Source organism: Tabrizicola sp. (genome assembly GCF_031377265.1).
Lineage (GTDB): Bacteria > Pseudomonadota > Alphaproteobacteria > Rhodobacterales > Rhodobacteraceae > JAUYQR01.
Genome location: NZ_JANMET010000071.1, coordinates 1 through 16,822, shown reverse-complemented (window position 1 = coordinate 16,822; position 16,822 = coordinate 1). Strand labels below are relative to the sequence as shown.

Annotated in this window: 16 protein-coding genes and 1 pseudogene; 13 read left to right on the top strand and 4 right to left on the bottom strand. The window is 64.7% G+C overall.

Translation table 11 applies throughout. The features are described 5' to 3' along the window. The 6 genes and pseudogenes from RMO18_RS04065 to dxs all read left to right on the top strand — a co-directional run. A pseudogene (locus RMO18_RS04065) lies at positions 1-296 on the top strand (MarR family transcriptional regulator); the annotation flags it as partial. After that, the gene (locus RMO18_RS04060; protein WP_309664066.1) at positions 293-991 is read left to right on the top strand and encodes a response regulator; all 699 of its coding nucleotides are present in this window, start codon (positions 293-295) and stop codon (positions 989-991) included. The pseudogene RMO18_RS04065 and the gene RMO18_RS04060, both read left to right, overlap by 4 nt. Positions 992-1,056: 65 nt before the next feature. Next, positions 1,057-1,965, top strand: a complete 909-nt coding sequence (locus tag RMO18_RS04055) for a histone deacetylase family protein (protein ID WP_309664065.1) — start codon at positions 1,057-1,059, stop codon at positions 1,963-1,965. After that, a complete protein-coding gene (locus RMO18_RS04050; RefSeq protein ID WP_309664064.1) occupies positions 1,962-2,201 on the top strand; it encodes an exodeoxyribonuclease VII small subunit in 240 nt (79 codons plus the stop codon). Before RMO18_RS04055 ends, RMO18_RS04050 begins: the two co-directional genes overlap by 4 nt. After that, the gene (locus tag RMO18_RS04045) at positions 2,198-3,061 is read left to right on the top strand and encodes a polyprenyl synthetase family protein (RefSeq protein WP_309664062.1); all 864 of its coding nucleotides are present in this window, start codon (positions 2,198-2,200) and stop codon (positions 3,059-3,061) included. The genes RMO18_RS04050 and RMO18_RS04045 overlap by 4 nt, the downstream gene beginning before the upstream one ends. Continuing rightward, on the top strand, positions 3,062-4,972 hold the full coding sequence (gene dxs, locus RMO18_RS04040; protein WP_309664061.1) for a 1-deoxy-D-xylulose-5-phosphate synthase: 1,911 nt from the start codon (positions 3,062-3,064) through the stop codon (positions 4,970-4,972). It abuts the gene before it with no gap. Between the two features lie 6 nt (positions 4,973-4,978). Here dxs and pip read toward each other — a convergent pair whose 3' ends face one another. After that, entirely contained in the window at positions 4,979-5,953 is a 975-nt protein-coding gene (pip, locus tag RMO18_RS04035; RefSeq protein ID WP_309664060.1) for a prolyl aminopeptidase, read from the bottom strand. Positions 5,954-6,010: 57 nt separating this feature from the next. On the opposite strand from pip, the gene ubiG reads away from it, so the two are divergent. Further along, positions 6,011-6,781: a bifunctional 2-polyprenyl-6-hydroxyphenol methylase/3-demethylubiquinol 3-O-methyltransferase UbiG gene (gene ubiG / locus RMO18_RS04030; RefSeq protein ID WP_309664059.1), complete on the top strand. Its 771-nt coding sequence runs from the start codon at positions 6,011-6,013 to the stop codon at positions 6,779-6,781. Here the strand turns inward: ubiG and RMO18_RS04025 are convergent. Next, positions 6,772-7,872 (bottom strand): aminotransferase class I/II-fold pyridoxal phosphate-dependent enzyme, encoded by a 1,101-nt coding sequence (locus RMO18_RS04025; protein ID WP_309664057.1) that lies wholly within the window; start codon positions 7,870-7,872, stop codon positions 6,772-6,774. The two genes, ubiG and RMO18_RS04025, sit on opposite strands and share 10 nt — an antisense overlap. Before the next feature lie 208 nt (positions 7,873-8,080). Here RMO18_RS04025 and RMO18_RS04020 point away from each other — a divergent pair, with 208 nt between their 5' ends. Further along, entirely contained in the window at positions 8,081-10,084 is a 2,004-nt protein-coding gene (locus RMO18_RS04020; protein ID WP_309664056.1) for a S8 family serine peptidase, read from the top strand. Between the two features lie 75 nt (positions 10,085-10,159). Here RMO18_RS04020 and RMO18_RS04015 read toward each other — a convergent pair whose 3' ends face one another. Then, a complete protein-coding gene (locus tag RMO18_RS04015) occupies positions 10,160-11,365 on the bottom strand; it encodes a phosphatase PAP2 family protein (RefSeq protein WP_309664055.1) in 1,206 nt (401 codons plus the stop codon). Positions 11,366-11,485: 120 nt separating this feature from the next. On the opposite strand from RMO18_RS04015, the gene RMO18_RS04010 reads away from it, so the two are divergent. Both RMO18_RS04010 and RMO18_RS04005 read left to right on the top strand, forming a co-directional pair. Next, positions 11,486-13,105 carry a tetratricopeptide repeat protein gene (locus tag RMO18_RS04010; protein ID WP_309664053.1) on the top strand — a complete coding sequence of 540 codons (1,620 nt, stop codon included), beginning with the start codon at positions 11,486-11,488 and terminating at the stop codon, positions 13,103-13,105. Between the two features lie 97 nt (positions 13,106-13,202). Next, on the top strand, positions 13,203-14,552 hold the full coding sequence (locus RMO18_RS04005) for an esterase-like activity of phytase family protein (protein WP_309664051.1): 1,350 nt from the start codon (positions 13,203-13,205) through the stop codon (positions 14,550-14,552). A 491-nt stretch (positions 14,553-15,043) separates the two neighbouring features. Here RMO18_RS04005 and RMO18_RS04000 read toward each other — a convergent pair whose 3' ends face one another. Next, the gene (locus RMO18_RS04000) at positions 15,044-15,595 is read right to left on the bottom strand and encodes a helix-turn-helix transcriptional regulator (protein WP_309664067.1); all 552 of its coding nucleotides are present in this window, start codon (positions 15,593-15,595) and stop codon (positions 15,044-15,046) included. A 358-nt stretch (positions 15,596-15,953) separates the two neighbouring features. On the opposite strand from RMO18_RS04000, the gene RMO18_RS03995 reads away from it, so the two are divergent. The 3 genes from RMO18_RS03995 to RMO18_RS21080 all read left to right on the top strand — a co-directional run. Then, the gene (locus RMO18_RS03995; protein WP_309664049.1) at positions 15,954-16,427 is read left to right on the top strand and encodes a hypothetical protein; all 474 of its coding nucleotides are present in this window, start codon (positions 15,954-15,956) and stop codon (positions 16,425-16,427) included. Then, on the top strand, positions 16,399-16,731 hold the full coding sequence (locus tag RMO18_RS03990) for a hypothetical protein (protein ID WP_309664047.1): 333 nt from the start codon (positions 16,399-16,401) through the stop codon (positions 16,729-16,731). The genes RMO18_RS03995 and RMO18_RS03990 overlap by 29 nt, the downstream gene beginning before the upstream one ends. After that, positions 16,667-16,822, top strand: a 156-nt coding sequence (locus tag RMO18_RS21080; protein ID WP_405054003.1) for a Mu-like prophage major head subunit gpT family protein, incomplete at its 3' end; no start/stop codon positions are given. The genes RMO18_RS03990 and RMO18_RS21080, both read left to right, overlap by 65 nt.

The window sequence follows — 16,822 nt, the reverse complement described above, 5'->3', positions numbered from 1 at the left end:
CCAAGCAGTCGCTGAACCGGGTGCTGCGGACGCTGATCGACGATGGCCTGGTGCGCAGCGACAAGGGCAAGGTTGACGCGCGCGAGCGGCATCTGTTCCTGACCGAAACCGGGCTGGTGCTGGAACGCGAGCTGTCAGATGCCCAGCGGGCGCGGATGCGGGCAGCCTATCGGGCGGCAGGGCCACAGGCGGTACAAGGTTTTCGCCAGGTGCTGGAGGCGATGATGGACCCGGAAATGCGGCGGCAATACAGCCTTCTGAAAGAAGTCGGGCGTCTGAAAGAGGGTGGGGCATGAGCGAGACACAGGCGCATCTCTTGGTGGTGGATGACGACGAGCGGATCCGGGGGCTGTTGCAGAAGTTCCTGATCCGCAGCGGGTTTCTGGTATCAGCCGCACGGGATGCGGCCCAGGCACGGCGGATTCTGGCGGGGCTGGAGTTCGATCTGATCGTGCTGGACGTGATGATGCCCGGCGAGGACGGGGTGAGCCTGACCCGCGATCTGCGCAAACGGATGACCACGCCGATCCTGCTGTTGACCGCGAAGGGCGAGACCAGCAACCGGATCGAGGGGTTCGAGGCCGGGGCGGATGACTACCTGACCAAGCCGTTCGAGCCGAAGGAACTGCTGCTGCGGATCAACGCGATCCTGCGCCGCGTGCCGCAGGCCAAGGCGGTGGAACCGGTGCGCCAAGTGCTGCATCTGGGGGCGGTGCGCTATGACCTTGACCGGGGCGAGATGTGGCGGGGCCAGGCACTGGTGCGGCTGACCGCAACCGAGGCGCAACTGATGCGGATCTTTGCAGGTCAGCCCGGAAACCCGATCAGCCGGGAGCGGCTGGTCGGCGATCTGGGGCGGATCGATGCGGCACAGGAGCGGGCGGTGGACGTGCAGATTACCCGGCTCAGGCGCAAGATCGAGGACGATCCGAAGGCACCGCGCTATCTGCAGACGGTGCGTGGCGAGGGCTATATGCTGCAGCCGGATTGAGGTGCGGCAAAGGGCGGGGGCCAGCCCCCGCACCCCCGGGATATTTGAAGAAGAGGAAGACCTGAGTGCTGGTGTTCACGGATGCAGCGTTTGCGGGCCACGTGACGCCGCCCGGCCATGCGGAACGGGTGGAGCGGCTGGCCGCCGTTGAGGCAGGTCTGGCGGGGCTTGCGGTGGAGCGGCGCGCCTGTCCGGTTGCCGAAGAGGCGGACATTCTGCGCTGCCATCCGGCGCGGTATCTGGCGCAGTTGAAAGCAGCGGTGCCAGAAGTGGGTTGGGCGCAACTGGACCCCGACACGTTCATGTCGCCGGGGTCTTTGGAGGCGGCGATGCGGGCGGTGGGCGGGATCTGTGCCGCCGTCGACGCGGTGGTGACCGGAGAGGCGAAGACCGCCTTTGTGGCAGGCCGGCCGCCGGGGCACCATGCCGAGCGCGAGACCGCGATGGGGTTTTGCCTGTTGGGCACTGTGGCGATCGGGGCGAAGCGGGCGCTAGATCATCATGGGTTGGGGCGGGTGGCGATTGTCGATTTCGACGTGCATCACGGCAACGGCACGCAGGATCTGTTGTGGGATGAAGCGCGCTGTCTGTTCGTGTCGAGCCACCAGATGCCGCTCTATCCCGGCACCGGGCGGGCGGAGGAGCGGGGCGCGCATGGGCAGATGTTGAACGTGCCGCTGCGCGAAGGGTCTGGCGGGGCGGCGATGCGCGCGGTGTATGAGCGGGTGGTGTTTCCGGTGCTGAAAGCGTGGCAGCCGGAGTTGCTGCTGATCTCGGCGGGGTTTGATGCGCATGCGGATGATCCTTTGGCCGGGCTGGAATGGCAGGCCGAGGATTACCGCTGGCTGACCGGGCGGTTGTGTGATTTTGCCGGCGGGCGGGTGGTGTCGTCGCTTGAGGGCGGCTATGATCTGGATGCGCTGGCGGCATCGGTTGCTGCGCATGTGGGCGTGTTGGAGGAGCGGGGCCGATGAGCGATAAACCCATTGACGGCATGACATTCGAAGAGGCGATGGCCGCGCTGGAGCAGGTGGTGGGCGCGCTGGAACGGGGCGAAGTGCCGCTGGAGCAAAGCATCGCCTTGTATGAGCGCGGGGCGGCGCTGAAAGCCTATTGCGCGACCAAACTTCGCGACGCCGAAGAAAAGGTGGAGATCATCCGCGCGCAGGAAGGCCGGGCCGTGGGTGTAACGCCCGTGGAGGGGATGTGAATTTTTCCGACCGGCTGGCGGCGGATGCGGCCCTGATCCAATCGCGGCTTGACCGGGCACTGGCGGGCCGGGCCGATCAGCCGGTGATCCATGCGATGCGCTATGCGTTGTTGGGTGGCAAGCGGCTGCGGGGGTTTCTGGTGCTGGAAGGCGCGCGGATGCTGGGGGCGGGCGGGGCCATCAGTGCGGCGGCGGCGGTGGAGGCGTTGCATGCGTATTCGCTGGTTCACGACGACATGCCCTGCATGGACAACGACGATCTGCGCCGGGGTCTGCCGACCGTGCATGTGAAATGGGATGAGGCGACGGCGGTTCTGGCCGGGGACGCGTTGCAGACGCTGGCGTTCGAACTGCTGTGCGACCCGGGCCTTGGGTCTGGCGAGGTGCGGGTGGCACTGGTGCACGGGCTGGCCAAGGCCTCGGGTGCCGAGGGTATGGTGCTGGGCCAAGCGCTGGACATCGCTGCCGAAACGGCGAATGTGCCGCTGACGCTGGAGGCTATCACCGCGCTGCAGGCGGGCAAGACCGGCGCGCTGATCGGCTTTGCGGCAGAGGCGGGGGCGATCATGGCCGGGGCGGACCGCGGGCCATTGCGCGCCTATGCCACGGCGCTGGGACTGGCGTTCCAGATTGCTGATGACCTGTTGGACGTGAGCGGCGATGCGGCCAAGGCCGGCAAGCGGCTGCACAAAGATGCCGAGGCCGGGAAGGCCACTTTCGTGTCGCTGCTGGGCCTTGCGGGCGCACGGGCGCGGGCGGTGGCACTGGTAGAGGAGGCGTGCGATGCCTTGTCGCCTTACGGAGCGCGGGCCGATATGCTTAAAACCGCAGCACGCTTTGCCATCGCGCGGGAGAGTTGAGTGAGCGATCTGAAAACACCGCTGCTGGCCCGGGTGAAGTTTCCCGCTGACCTGAAGGCGTTGAGCGACCGTGAGTTGCGCCAGCTGGCTGATGAAGTCAGGGCAGAGACGATTGCCGCGGTCAGCGTGACCGGCGGCCATCTGGGCGCGGGCCTTGGCGTGGTGGAACTGACGGTGGCGTTGCATGCGGTGTTTGATACGCCGCGCGACAAGCTGGTCTGGGACGTCGGGCACCAGTGCTATCCGCACAAGATTCTGACCGGGCGGCGCGACCGGATCAGGACGCTGCGGATGGAGGGCGGGTTGTCGGGGTTCACCAAGCGAAGCGAAAGCCCCTATGATCCGTTTGGCGCGGCGCACAGTTCTACCTCGATCAGCGCGGCGCTGGGCTTTGCGATGGCGGCGGATCTGGGCGGCGACCCCGGCGATGCGATTGCGGTCATTGGCGATGGCGCGATGTCAGCGGGCATGGCGTTTGAGGCGATGAACAACGCCGGGCATCTGGGTAAGCGGCTGTTCGTCATTTTGAATGACAACGAGATGAGCATTGCACCGCCGGTGGGGGCGTTGTCGGCCTACCTGTCGCGGCTGTATGCCGAGGCACCTTTGCAGGATCTGAAGCAGGTGGCAAAGGGCTTTGTCGGCCTGCTGCCGTCGCCTTTGCAGGAAGGGGCGAAGCGGGCGAAGGAAATGCTGAAGGGCATGGCGCTGGGCGGCACCCTGTTCGAGGAGTTAGGGTTTTCCTACATCGGCCCGATTGACGGCCATGATCTGGACCAGCTTTTGCCGGTGCTGCGCACGGTGAAGGCGCGGGCGACGGGACCGATGCTGATCCATGTGCTGACCAAGAAGGGCAAGGGCTATGCCCCCGCCGAAGCGGCCCGCGACAAGGGCCACGCGACGGGCAAGTTCGATGTGCTGACCGGCGTGCAGGCCAAGGCCGCCTCAAACGCGCCAAGCTATACCAAGGTCTTTGCGCAAAGCCTGATTGCCGAGGCAGAGCAGGATACAAAGATCGTCGCTGTCACGGCGGCGATGCCGGATGGCACCGGGTTGAACCTGTTTGCCGACCGCTTTCCCAAGCGGTGTTTCGACGTGGGAATTGCCGAGCAGCATGCGGTGACCTTCAGCGCCGGGCTGGCCGCGGGCGGGATGAAGCCGTTCTGCACGATTTATTCCACCTTCCTGCAGCGCGGTTATGATCAGGTGGTGCATGACGTGGCGATCCAGCGCCTGCCGGTGCGGTTTGCGATTGATCGGGCCGGGCTGGTGGGCGCGGACGGGGCAACCCATGCCGGGGCGTTCGATGTGGCGTTTCTGGCGAACCTGCCGGGGTTTGTGGTGATGGCCGCGGCAGATGAGGCGGAACTGGTGCATATGGTGGCCACGGCAGTGGCGCATGAGGCAGGGCCGATTGCCTTCCGCTTTCCGCGTGGCGATGGCGTGGGGGTAGAGATGCCTGCGCGCGGCGTGCCGCTGGAGCTTGGGCGTGGCCGGGTGATGCGCGAGGGCAGCCGGGTGGCGATCCTGTCGTTTGGCACGCGGCTGGCCGAGGTGATGAAGGCGGCCGAGGCACTGGCCCAGCGCGGGGTGTCGCCGACGGTTGCGGATGCAAGGTTTGCCAAGCCGCTGGACCGGGATCTGATCCTGCGGCTGGCGGCGGAACATGAGGCGCTGATCACGGTGGAGGAGGGCGCGATTGGCGGTTTTGGGTCACACGTGGCGCAGCTTCTGGCCGATGCCGGGGTGTTTGACCGGGGGCTGAAGTATCGAAGCATGGTGCTGCCGGATGTGTTCATCGATCAGGCCAGCCCCGAAGCGATGTACCGGGTGGCCGGCATGGATGCGGCGCAGATCGAGGCCAAGGTGCTGGAAACGCTGGGCGTGGCGGTGGTGGGGCGGCGGGCGTGAGGCTTGCTAGCGATGGCTGCGCAATTCGTCCATCACCCGCACCAGTGCCTCGCTGATGCCGGGTTCGGACAGCGCGTGACCGGCCAGCGACACCATCCGCAGATCGCATTTGTCCCAGCCGCTGGCCAGTTTCCAGGCGGAAACCGGCGGGCAGATCATGTCATAGCGGCCCTGCACGACGGTGGCGGGGATATGCTCGATGCGGGCGCGTTCGCGCAGGATCCAGCCGTCTGATTGCAGAAAGCCACCGTTCTGGAAATAGTGATTCTCCAGCCGGGAAAAGGCGCGGGCATAGTCTGACGGGCTTTCGCCGAGCGGGCCTTCGTGGTGGATCGAGGCGAGGGCGTTTTCCCAATTGGCCCAGATCCGGCCAAAGCGGGATTCCTCCATCAGGTTGCCGGAAAACAGACGACGGTTGTAGGCGTTGATCAGGTTTTCACGCTCATCCACCGGAATGGCACCGACAAAACGGCCCCAAAGTTCGGGAAAGAAGGCGCCCGCGCCGCCGCCGTAGAACCATTTCAGTTCGGCCTTGGTCATCAGGAACACGCCGCGCAGCACCAGATGACTGACGCGGTCGGGGTGGGTGATGGCATAGACAAGCGCCAGGGTCGCCCCCCAGCTGCCGCCAAAAGCGATGAAGCGGTCGATGCCAAGGTCTTTGCAGATCGTCTCCACATCCTCGACCAGATGCCAGGTGGTATTGGCGATCACGGAGGCATGCGGGCGCGACCGACCGCAGCCGCGTTGATCAAACAGCACCACGCGGTAGACCATCGGGTCGAAATACCGGCGCATCGCCGAACTGCAGCCGCCCCCCGGCCCGCCGTGAAACACGATGACGGGAATGCCGTCCGGCCGCCCGCACTGTTCGACATAGATCCGGTGGCCCTCGCCCATGTCGATCAAACGCTGATCGAACGGATCGATCGGCGGGTAAAGAAACTCGACTGCGCGCTTTTGACCTGATCTTTGATCCATCACCGCTCTATATAACGCTGGCAGAGCCCGGAGTCGAAGGGCAATCAGGAGACACTGATGCAAGCGTCAACAACTGTCGATCCCGCCGAAGTGGCGAAGTTTGAAGCGATGGCGGCGGAGTGGTGGAACCCCGCGGGCAAGTTCAAGCCGCTGCATATGCTCAACCCCAGCCGGTTGGACTATATCACCCGCCAGATCGCGGCGGAGTTCGGGCGTGATCTGGCGACGCAAACGCCGTTCGCGGGGTTGCGGATCCTTGATATCGGCTGCGGTGGCGGCTTGTTGTCCGAACCGATGGCGCGGCTGGGGGCCGCAGTGGTGGGCGCGGATGCCGCCCCTCGCAACATTCCGGTGGCGCAGCTGCATGCCGAACAATCCGGGCTGGTGATCGACTATCGCCACACCACTGCCGAGGCGCTGGCCGAGGCGGGCGAGGCGTTCGACGTGGTGCTGAACATGGAAGTGGTGGAGCATGTGTCGGACCCGCAGGCCTACCTGACCGCGTGCCAGCAGTTGCTGAAACCGGGGGGCCTGATGATCTGTTCCACCCTGAACCGGAACCCGAAATCGTTCATGATGGCAATCATCGGGGCGGAATGGGTGATGCGCTGGTTGCCCAAGGGCACGCATGACTGGCAGAAGTTCATCACCCCGGATGAGCTTTATGCATTGATCCGCACTGCCGGGCTGACGCCGGTGGACCGCAAGGGCATGGTGTTCAACCCGGTCGGCTGGAGCTGGAGCCTGTCGGACCGCGATCTGGGGTGCAACTATGTGACGGCTTCGGTCAAGCCTCAGGCCAAGCTGCAGGCCACGCCTCAGGCGTGAGTGGGGATCGGGCTGGCGGCGTGGCTGCGGCGCTGGCGGTCAAAGACGCCTGACACTTCGCGGATCAACTCGGCAAGATCGTCGATATCGGCGGCGCTGTGATTGGCGGTCAGGCCGATGCGCCAACGCGGTGCGTGTGCGGCGACAATGGGGGACTGCAGCAGGGTGACCCGGGCCCCCGCACTGTGCAGCAGGGCGGTTCGCGCGGCGGCGGTTGGTTTCGGCAGGCGCAGCGGCACCAGCGGTGACGGCTGGCCCATCACCGGCAAACCATCGGCCATCAGGTGATTGCGCAGGCGCAGGGTATTGCTATGCAACCGACGGCGCAGCGTGCGGCCTTGCTCCGATTGCACAATCGAAAGCGCCGCCCGGATGATTGCAGCATTGGCCGCAGGCAGGGGTCTGCGCGCGGTGCGAGTGTGGTGCCCGGATGTGGCGAACCCGGCAAAGCCGCCTTTGGCACCAAAGCATTTGGCAAAGCTGCCCACCACCACGTCAATGCGCCCGAGGCAGCCCTGAATCTCCATCAATCCCGCGCCGCCCAGACCCATGGACCCAAGATCATGGCTGACATCAAGCACAAGGCTGGCCCCATGCAGGCGCGCAAGATCCAGCAGCAAGGGCAGGTCGGCCACCACCGATCCATGCGCCGACACCGCCGAAAGCGCCACGAAAAGCCGCCCCCGACCGCGCAGACCGGACAAGCGTTTCAACCGACGTTCCACCGCCTCGACCGACCCCGACGGGCAGCGATGCGGGGTGGCACCTGCGGCCAAAACAGTCTCGAACATGGCGGAATGGGCACCTGAATCGATGATCACATCGTCATTCGGGCGGATGGTGCGTGTCATGGCGGCGCGCATGGCTTCGGTGCCGCTGACGTAGGTTTCGACCTCTGTCAGATGCAGAAAAGCTGCGATGCCATCGGCAAGGGCGCTGTGGGGTGCTGGGCCAGCGGCGTGCAGCACAGGGTGACCGGACAGCGACAGGTAATCCTGCAGGGCAAAGTTCCGAGCCGGCGGAATCAGCCCGGAACCTTCCGTGACAGGCGGCGGAACAACCATGGATGCGTCGTCTGTGGGGCGAGCCATAGGGAACCTTTCAAGGTTTCTGCTGGAACTGCGGCACTCATGAACACATCGCAACAGGCAAAGATCACCATGGCGTGACCCTGCCTCAGCAGCCTCTGTCCGGGCGCGTTAATTCCCCGTGAAATCCGCGAATTGACGGCGCTAACCCCGCGAAACGGGCCGCGGAATGTGCCATGCTGGCCGCAACAGCACGCAAGGAGGCCCGGAAATGGCGGAATGGCAGGCAGTGACAACGGGTTTGGCGCAGGGCGGCTATGTCGCCTGGGAGGCGCTGGTCGAGGCGGCGTCGGGCGATACCGCGCGGCGGTTCGTGCCGGTCTTCGTCGCGTTGCAGCAGCCTGACGGCCAGGCGATGACGCTGGTGCAGGCGATCGACGCCACGCTGGCCTTGCCGGGGGCGCGGTTCAGCGCGCATGAGCGGGATCTGTTGGCCACCGAACGGGCGCTCGCGGGCACCGCGGATTGGCCGCATGAGGTGCGCCTGGTGGCGTTTTGCCCGCGGTCCGTGCTGAACGCTGTGCCGCCGTTCTGGCACGTGCTGGACGTGGGGCCAAGTGTGGCCTTGCCAGATGCCGCGCCTGATGAAACCGGGCAGAACCTGCTGCTGACCAAGGGCGATCTGGCGCGTGACGTGCCGCTGGTGGCGGTGATCGATGACGGGATTGGCTTTCTAAACGCCCGTTTCCGCAAGAACAGAGCCGAAACCCGGATCAAGGCGGTCTGGCTGCAAGCGCCGGAGCGGGTGGCGCAGGGGATGGCGACGCCGGGTGATATCCTGTGCGGCAAGGTGCTGACCGAGGCCGAGATCAACGAATATCTGACCACTGGCAGCACCGAGGCTGAGGTCTATGCGCAGGTCAACCGCGCCCTGCTGCCGCGCACCGACCGCCCGATGACCAACCAGCGGGTGGCGCATGGCACGCATGTGCTGGACATTGCCGCCGGGGCCGCGCCTTGGGCTGGCGATCCGTTGAGTGCGGTGCCGCTGTTGGCGGTGCAATTGCCCCCGGCCGCGATCCGCGAGACGGCGGGCCGGCGGATGGAGGCGTATCTGGTGCAGGGCCTGCGCTGGATTTTGGCCGAGGCGCTGCGTCAGGCGAATTGCACCGATGTGCCGCCGGTGGTGATCAACCTTAGCGTCGGCTCTCTGGCGGGGCCGGGGGATGGGACGGCGTTTCTGGCCGATTGGTTCCGCTATGAGATTGCGCGGCATGCGCGGATGACGGGGGGCGAAGTGCGGCTGGTGGTTGCCTATGGCAACGCGCGGCTTGGCAGGCTGGTGGCGCGCGCCGAGCTGCGCCGGTCTGCGCCGGTGCAGATGACTTGGCGGGTGCTGCCGGATGACCACAGCTCCAGCTTTCTGGAGCTGCGGGTGGACGCGGGCATGACGGAGGGGCTGATGCTGGGGATGCGGCCGCCGGTCGGATCGGGCCTGCCGGACCTGACGGTGCCTTGGCCAAAGGTGGGCACCGGGTGGCGGCTGGACGGGATGGTGGCTGCGGTGACGTCGGTCGAGGAACCGGGGGGGCAGGCACTGCTGCATCTGGCGCTGGGGCCCACGGCGGGGCTGATGGGCCTTTGTCCGCCGGGTGCATGGCAGGTGGACCTGCGCACCACCGACGCCGAACCAGTGCGCCTGACCGCAAGGGTGCAGCGCGACGACACGCCGCCGGGATACCGGACGCTGGGCCGCCAAAGCTGGCTGGACCATCCGCTGGGTTGGGATTGGGATGAGGAGTTGCGCGGCTATCTGGCACCGCGCGCGTCGCAGGATGCGCCGGGCTGCCCGGTCACGCGCGATGGCTCTGGCGTGGCGTTTGCCGGGGTCGGGGATGCGCGCGTTCTGTTTGTGGGGTCGGTGCGACCAAGGATCGGTGCGCCGAACAACGTGCGACCGATGCCCTTTTCGGCCGAAGGGGTCAGGTATCTGGCCCGACCCGGCGAATCGCTGGGCCCGACGCTGGTGGCGCGCAGTGAAGACGGCACCGCCTTGCCGGGACGTTCGGCCACAGGGGTGCTGAGCGGGTCGGTCGCGCGGATTTCGGGGACCAGCATGGCGGCACCAATGGTGGTGCGGGCGTTGGCGCAGTACTTCCTGACAACGCCAGAAGCCCAGCGCAACCCCGAGGCGGAACGCCGCGCGCTGACCGGGGACGACGACTGGGATGTGCCTGACCGGCGGGTCGGGCATGGCGTGCTGATCGCCGTATGAAAAAGGGGGCGGTCCTGCGACCGCCCCGCTTTGCCGATACTGCCTTGCCGATACTGCCCGATCGGTTCTTGAGTTTCAGCCGCTGGGGTCTGTGACGGGTGCCGCTGGGCGCGCCCATTCCGCCACTGCCGCCTGCCACAGCGCGGGCAAAAGATGCCAACCTTCAGCCGCCGGAAGGGTTGTGGTGCCAGACCGCCAGCCATGCGGGGTGCTGGCGCCAAGTGCCGCGCACCATTTGCGCAATGAGAAATCCCCCGACCAGTCATCGCCGCGCGCCACCCATTCCGGCACTGGGCGCGCCGGCCCGCCGCCAAGGCAATGCGCCACGAACCCAAGGGCCAGCGACAGGCCCAAAAGCCCACCATGCGCGGAATCCAACGGGTAATGCACGCCTGCGATGGTGCGGTTGTCGGCAATCCGCGCCGCAAGGCGGAACAGCAGGATCACCGGATCGGTATCAGGTGCGGCTTCGACGACGGGCGCAAGTTTGCCCAAAAGCGTGTCTATCAAGGCGGAATCTGCAGTGCCTGCCCCTGCCAGACGCAGGGCAGCAAAGATCGTGGCAAAGGCGAACGCCTCGGTCGCGTGGCCGGACGGGTAGGCCGAATGGCCGGGCGTCTGGATGATCGGCTGAATCTGCGGCGACAGATCGACCGGGCGCGGCACCGAGCACAAATGCTTCATCCGCTGTTCCTGCGACACCACGCTGTCGTACAGCGCAGTGATCAGCAGCACCGTGAACGGCCGCCGATGCGGGCTGTGCGGGCTTTGGGCGTTGAAGAACGACAAAAGGTCGTCGGTCTGGGCCAGAATCTCCGGCAGACGGTCGGCGCGCAAATCCATCGCGCTGCGCACATCGGTCATCTGTTCCGCGATCTTGGCCGGGCCGGGCGGGCTGAGGCTGACAAGGTCGCTTTCGGTACGCACCAGATAGGCCGGGGGCAGGCCGGGGCGCACGGTAAACAGCGACATCGCCTCATGCGCCAGAACCTCGCCGCGCGAATGGGGTTGCAGGCGCATCAGCCGGGTCAGGTCGTTGGCACCATCGGGGGTGGGAGGGGCGGCGGTGCCGTCCCAGTAGCCCATCAGCGCCTCGGCCGTCAGCGCCAGTGCAGACGCGAGAAACGGAGAGCCACCACCACCATGCGTGCCGTGCGTGCCGTGCGTGCCGTGGGTGCCGTGCGTGCCATGGGTGCCATGGGTGCCGTGGGTGCCGTGGGTGCCGTGGGTGCCAAATACCGACATGAAATCCTCCAGCCTGAATTGCAGTAACAGTTGCACCGAAAGACCGATCGGCAAAGACGGCACGCACGCAGCGCAACCAAATTGACGCAGAATTCACGAATATTGCTTGTGGCGGTGGGACCGCTTAGCCTTCTGCCAATAAATCTGGGGATGGTGATGTTTATACGCCTCGTGGGCGTCTTTGAAGTGCGCGACGACCTTGGGCGGGATTGCACCCCTCGTGGGGCGAAGGCGCGTGCGATTCTGGCGATGCTGTGCCAGACCCCCGACCGTCGGCGCGCCCGGCGCTGGCTGGAGGCGCGGCTGTGGTCGGATCGGGGGGCGGAACAGGCCAGCGGCAGCTTGCGTCAGGCGCTGATGGAGATTCGCAAGGCGCTGGGAGCCGAGGCCGACCGGCTGGAAGCCGACCGGGATTCAGTGCGGATCAGCGGTGTGGTGACCGATCTGGAGCAGGATCGCGACGCCGCTGCACAGGCGCTGCAATCGGGGCGGGAGTTTCTGGAAGGCATCGACATCATCGACCAGGCCTTCGAGGACTGGCTTCGCGAAGAAACCGCGCGCGTGGAAAGCCAGATGGGCACTATCCGCCCGACGCTGGCCCGGGTGCCGATGGCGCATACGGCGCGTCTGCCCTTTGTTATCCGTCTCGGTCGTCTTCCCGAGGGCCTTGGCAGCTTCGTCGGCATGGCATTGGCCGATGCGATCGGACGTCTGGTGTCGGAATTTGCGCATATCGACCTTTACGGGTCCGGCGGCATGCCGATCCCTGTCGATCTGCCGCGCGAGGGCATGGCGCTGCATGTCGAAGGCGCCGAGATTCAGGACCGGGTGCATGTGCTGATCAGCCTTTCGTCCATCGCCAGCGGGCAGATCATCTGGAACCAGCGCGCGGCGGTGCCGGCGGCCGATACCGACCTTATCGGCGCCGGCGATCTGCCGCCGCTGGTGTATCAGGCGGCAGACGCGGCGCTGTCCTATTTTCCCCGGATGCAGGAATGCGCCGAGGGACCGCGCCGCGCCAATGCCCTGATCGCCAGGTCGCTGACCGAGATGTTCAGCTACGATGGTGCAAGGTTGCGTGCGGCAGATCAGTTGCTGATCGAGGCGGGTGAGATCGCCAGTTCCGCGCGCATCTATGCCTGGCGTTGCCTGGTGCGCCAGATCATGATCGTCGAGCGGACCGAAACGGACTACACCCGCCTGATCGCGGAAACCGACGAATATTCCCGCAAGGCGCTGGAACTGTCCAAGGCCAATCCGCTGGTGCTGTCGCTGGTCGGGCTGTCCCGGGTCATCGTGGATGAAAACCCCGAAGCGGGCAGCGTGCTGGCGCGGGATGCGCTGGAAATGAGCCCGCATAACGCCCATTGCCATTTGGCGCAGGCGATCGCGCTCAGCCGCACGGGCGACAATGTCGCGGCACTTGATGTGGCGCGGCGCGGCGCGGAAATTGCGGCCAGAACGGCGCATGTCCACTGGTGGGAGGCTGCGTCCGGGTTGGTGGCGCTTCGCAGCGAACAGTACGCCGCCGCCATCGCGCATTATGAGGCGGCGCATTACCGTGCCCCCAGCTTTCGTGCAGCGATGCGGCATCTGTTGTTCCTGTATCTGTGGGCGGGCAAGCGCGACAAGGCCGCTGTCGTGCTGAAGGGCCTGTTGCGGGTGGAGCCGGATTTCACCCTGGACCGGATCATGCACGAGCCGAACTACCCGGCGGTGTCGTTGCGGCGCAGCGGGCTTATGACCCGATTTGGCGATCAGTTGAAGGATCTGTGACATCTGCTTTCGTCATTTCGTAACAGTCCCGTCATAGGGATTTCACCGAGTTTCCGCAGGACGGGCGGCATGCCTTCATCAATTGGAGATGTGCCTCATGACGATCCGGTCCCTCGCCCTGTCTACCGCCGTTCTTTGCATCGCTGCACCGGCGTTTGCCGAAGACAGCTTTCCCGCCACGCTGGCAGGCCACGCGCTGATCCCCGCCGCAACCTTCATTGCCCCGCCTGCCGATGCCCCGAAGGATGCAGCCATCAGCGGCAAGTTCACCGGTGCGGCCCGCGTGATGGAACCGGAAACCGTGGTGGGCGACACTGGCGCCAACCACGGCAAGCGGCCGACCGGTATGAAGTTGCCGTTCAAGGGCCAGCCGCTGCAGGGCCTGTCAGGTTTTGCGATGACCAGGGCCGAAGACGGGTCGATCTATGTGCTGACGGATAATGGCTTTGGCACCAAGGCCAACAGCCCCGACGCGATGCTGTTCTTTCACCGCCTGATGCCGAACTTCGACACCGGCGCGGTCGAGGTGAAAGAGACGGTTTTTCTGCACGACCCGGATTTCAAGGTGCCGTTCCGCATCGCCTATGAAGGCACCGACAGCCGCTATCTGACCGGCGCGGATTTCGACACCGAAAGCATTCAGTTGCTGAATGGCGAGGTCTGGATCGGTGATGAATTCGGCCCCTACATCATCCGCGCGGCGCTGGATGGCAAAGTGATGGCTGTGTACCCGACCATGATGGGCGAGACGGTTCTGAAGGGCCCCGATACCGCGGGCATCAGTGCGGTATCGGTGATGGGCAAGGATTGGACGGTGCAGCGGTCTGGCGGGTATGAGGGCATGGCGCTGCAGCCGGGGTCAAACCTGTTGTGGGCGCTGTTCGAAAAGCCGCTGCTGGGCGAGGATGGCAAGCCCGAGGGCACCTTCCTGCGGTCGCTGGCGTTTGATCCGGCCAAGGGCGAATGGACCGGCGCAGGCTTCAAGTTCGCGCTGGCGGATGGCGCGACGGCAATCGGCGATTTCAATTTCATCGACGCCACCCGCGCGCTGGTGATCGAGCGCGACAATGGCGAAGGTGCCGCCAGCCTGAAATGCGCCGGCGATCCGATGCCGGACTGCTTTCCCGCGCCGGCAATGGTCAAGCGCATCGTGCTGATCGACACCGCTTCGGTCGATGCTGACGGCTTTGTCCGCCGCATTGGCCATATCGACCTGATGGATATTGCCGATCCCGATGCCAAGGCGCGGCTGGAAACGGTGGGCGGCACGGCGGGCAAGTTCACCTTCCCGTTCTTCACCATCGAAGACGTGATGCAGGTGGATGACACCCACATCATGGTGGCGGTGGACAACAACCTGCCCTACTCATCCGGCCGCGCCTTGGACAAGGCGGCGGACAACGAGTTCATCTTGTTGTCGGTGCCGGAGTTTCTGGCGGCAAAGTAACCGGTTTGGGGGCGGCTTTTGAGGCCGCCCCGACCGCGTAGGTTGCAGACTCATGGATCGTCAAAGCCAGAACATCCCTGTTTCCGCCTGGGCGACGGCGGGACGGAAGGTCTTGGCACCCGATCAATCGCCTGCGCTGATCGTCGGCCCGAGGCAGTTGGGAAAGACGGGCCGAAGCCGATCCATCTGGCTCGTCGGTCGGCTGGAATAGACTGATCATCATCGTCTCCGTCAGTGCGATGGCTTGATTCACGCGGCGACGGCAGCGCCAATCAAATCAATGGATGCTGACCCAATTGAGCGGCGTCATTTGGTTTGACAAAAACCGGCAACTTTCGGTCTAATGTTTTCAATGGGTTACGGGATTGCGATGTCAGATGGTTTGATGCGGTTGGGCAGGAAATGGCCCTTTCTCGCAACGTTTGCAGCTTCTGGTATCAATCAGTGGTCTAGAAAATCAATGGCTTAGCTGAGTAGGACGACAAGCATCGTCAACCATTTGGTTTACGTCCTACAAGGTCACGCACCGAGGTGACATCTACACGGTGCTTTGCCATATCCGACAATGCCGCAAAGTTCCTCTTGAAATAGTCTTTTGGGCGGGATGGATGTTCTGCCTGCAAGTCCACGATTGCCATGAAATCCAGCATTGCCACAGCTGCCACCTCATGCGGTTCGTATCCTAAGATTCGTCCAGCCTCCGCATCTATCGCGCCCTTGGGGTCCGTCTTCACGGCATCGAGAATTCTAAGCAGCACGTGCAGGACAGCTGATTGACAGAAGACGGCGTAGTCCTCGCGCGCGAAGTCTGCTCCGCCATGATCTTCTGTCCTGCCAACAATCCAGTCGATAGAGACGCTGAGTCCTTCAGAAATGCCGATGAGCGCATCTACTCCAGGAGGCTGCGGCTCCTTCAGATTCATGTAGTTCTCAAGAGACCTTTTCGGCAGACCGCACCTCTCGGCCATTTCCTGGATCGTAAGGCCGTGCCGCGCCTGAAGCTGGCGAAGCCGGGCCGCAACGTCGACGGATTTGGCGTCGATACTGATTGACGCACCTTTACAGGTGTTAAGTACGCCTTGTTAGGTTCTATCAGGCACCCTATGACGGCACTTTTTGACCTTCTAACACCTACCCTCGCCAAAATGACGCACGTTACCTTCCGGTCTGGGCTGCTTTGTTGACAAGTGGGACTTCGCTGCACGGGTGGTGTCTGGAAAACGGCCTGGCGATGCAAAACGTTCGCGCCGCACTGTTGGGGCCTTGGAGAGGGCCGAAGGCTGATCAGGTAGTGGGCAAGAAGGCAAGCGCCTCACTTTCTCCCTCTCCAACCTCCCCGAACCTGTCCGCCTCGCCTACCAGGTGCACCTTGCCGAGCGGTCTGGCCTTGCAGCAGCGGCATTGGATGACGCCGCGCACCTTGCGCTTCTGGCCAAGCCGGAGCGCACCCAGGAGAGGGCAATAGATCGGGCGGCTATCCTGGTCTTTGTTGAGAAACACAGGAAGACCGGCCTTCAATGGCCGAAAATCGACGCCCTGTTGAAGGGAGCGGGCTTTAGCGAACAGCCAAGCCACCAGACCCTTAAACGGTGGTTTAAACTGGTCGAGAACGTCGACCCGATCAATTGGGCACCGGCCCTTGCGCCCGGCTATTCCACCACTGGCGCGCCTTTAGCCGACTGTCAGCCCGACGCCTGGACCGACTTTGAAAACCGGGTCGCGGCGTCCGGCAACAACGGGACGGGCGCGAACTTCAGGGCGTTGCACAAGCAAACCAAGGCCGAAGCCTACAAGAACGGGTGGGCATTCCCCGCCTTACCGCACCGTCATGCGTCATTGGGCGAAGATGGCCGTCGAGAGGCAGCGCACCCTTGAAGAGGGCGCGGAAGCCGCCGCGCGCAGCCTCACCCATTTCTTCCCGCGCAGCCTTTCGGGCATGGTCGCGATGGAGCAGGTCGAGGTGGACTTCCGCGAGTTCAAGGCCTTGTGCATCTGGCCGGACGGCTACATTGGCTGCCCTTGGGTTGGTCTCGCTGGCGACCGGGCCTCATCCAAGATCGTCGGCCGGACCATCCAGAAGTCGGAAACGGCGGAAGACCGTCGTCACCGACGCGATGATCCAGGCTGCGGCCTTTGCCGATCAGATCGTGATGACCGTGCCCTCTGCCAGCCGCGATGAAACCTATGGCTGGCTGGGCAGCTTCCCGTCCATGCGCGAATGGCTTGGGCCGCGCAACGTAAAGAACCTGGTCGCCAACGGCTTCACCATC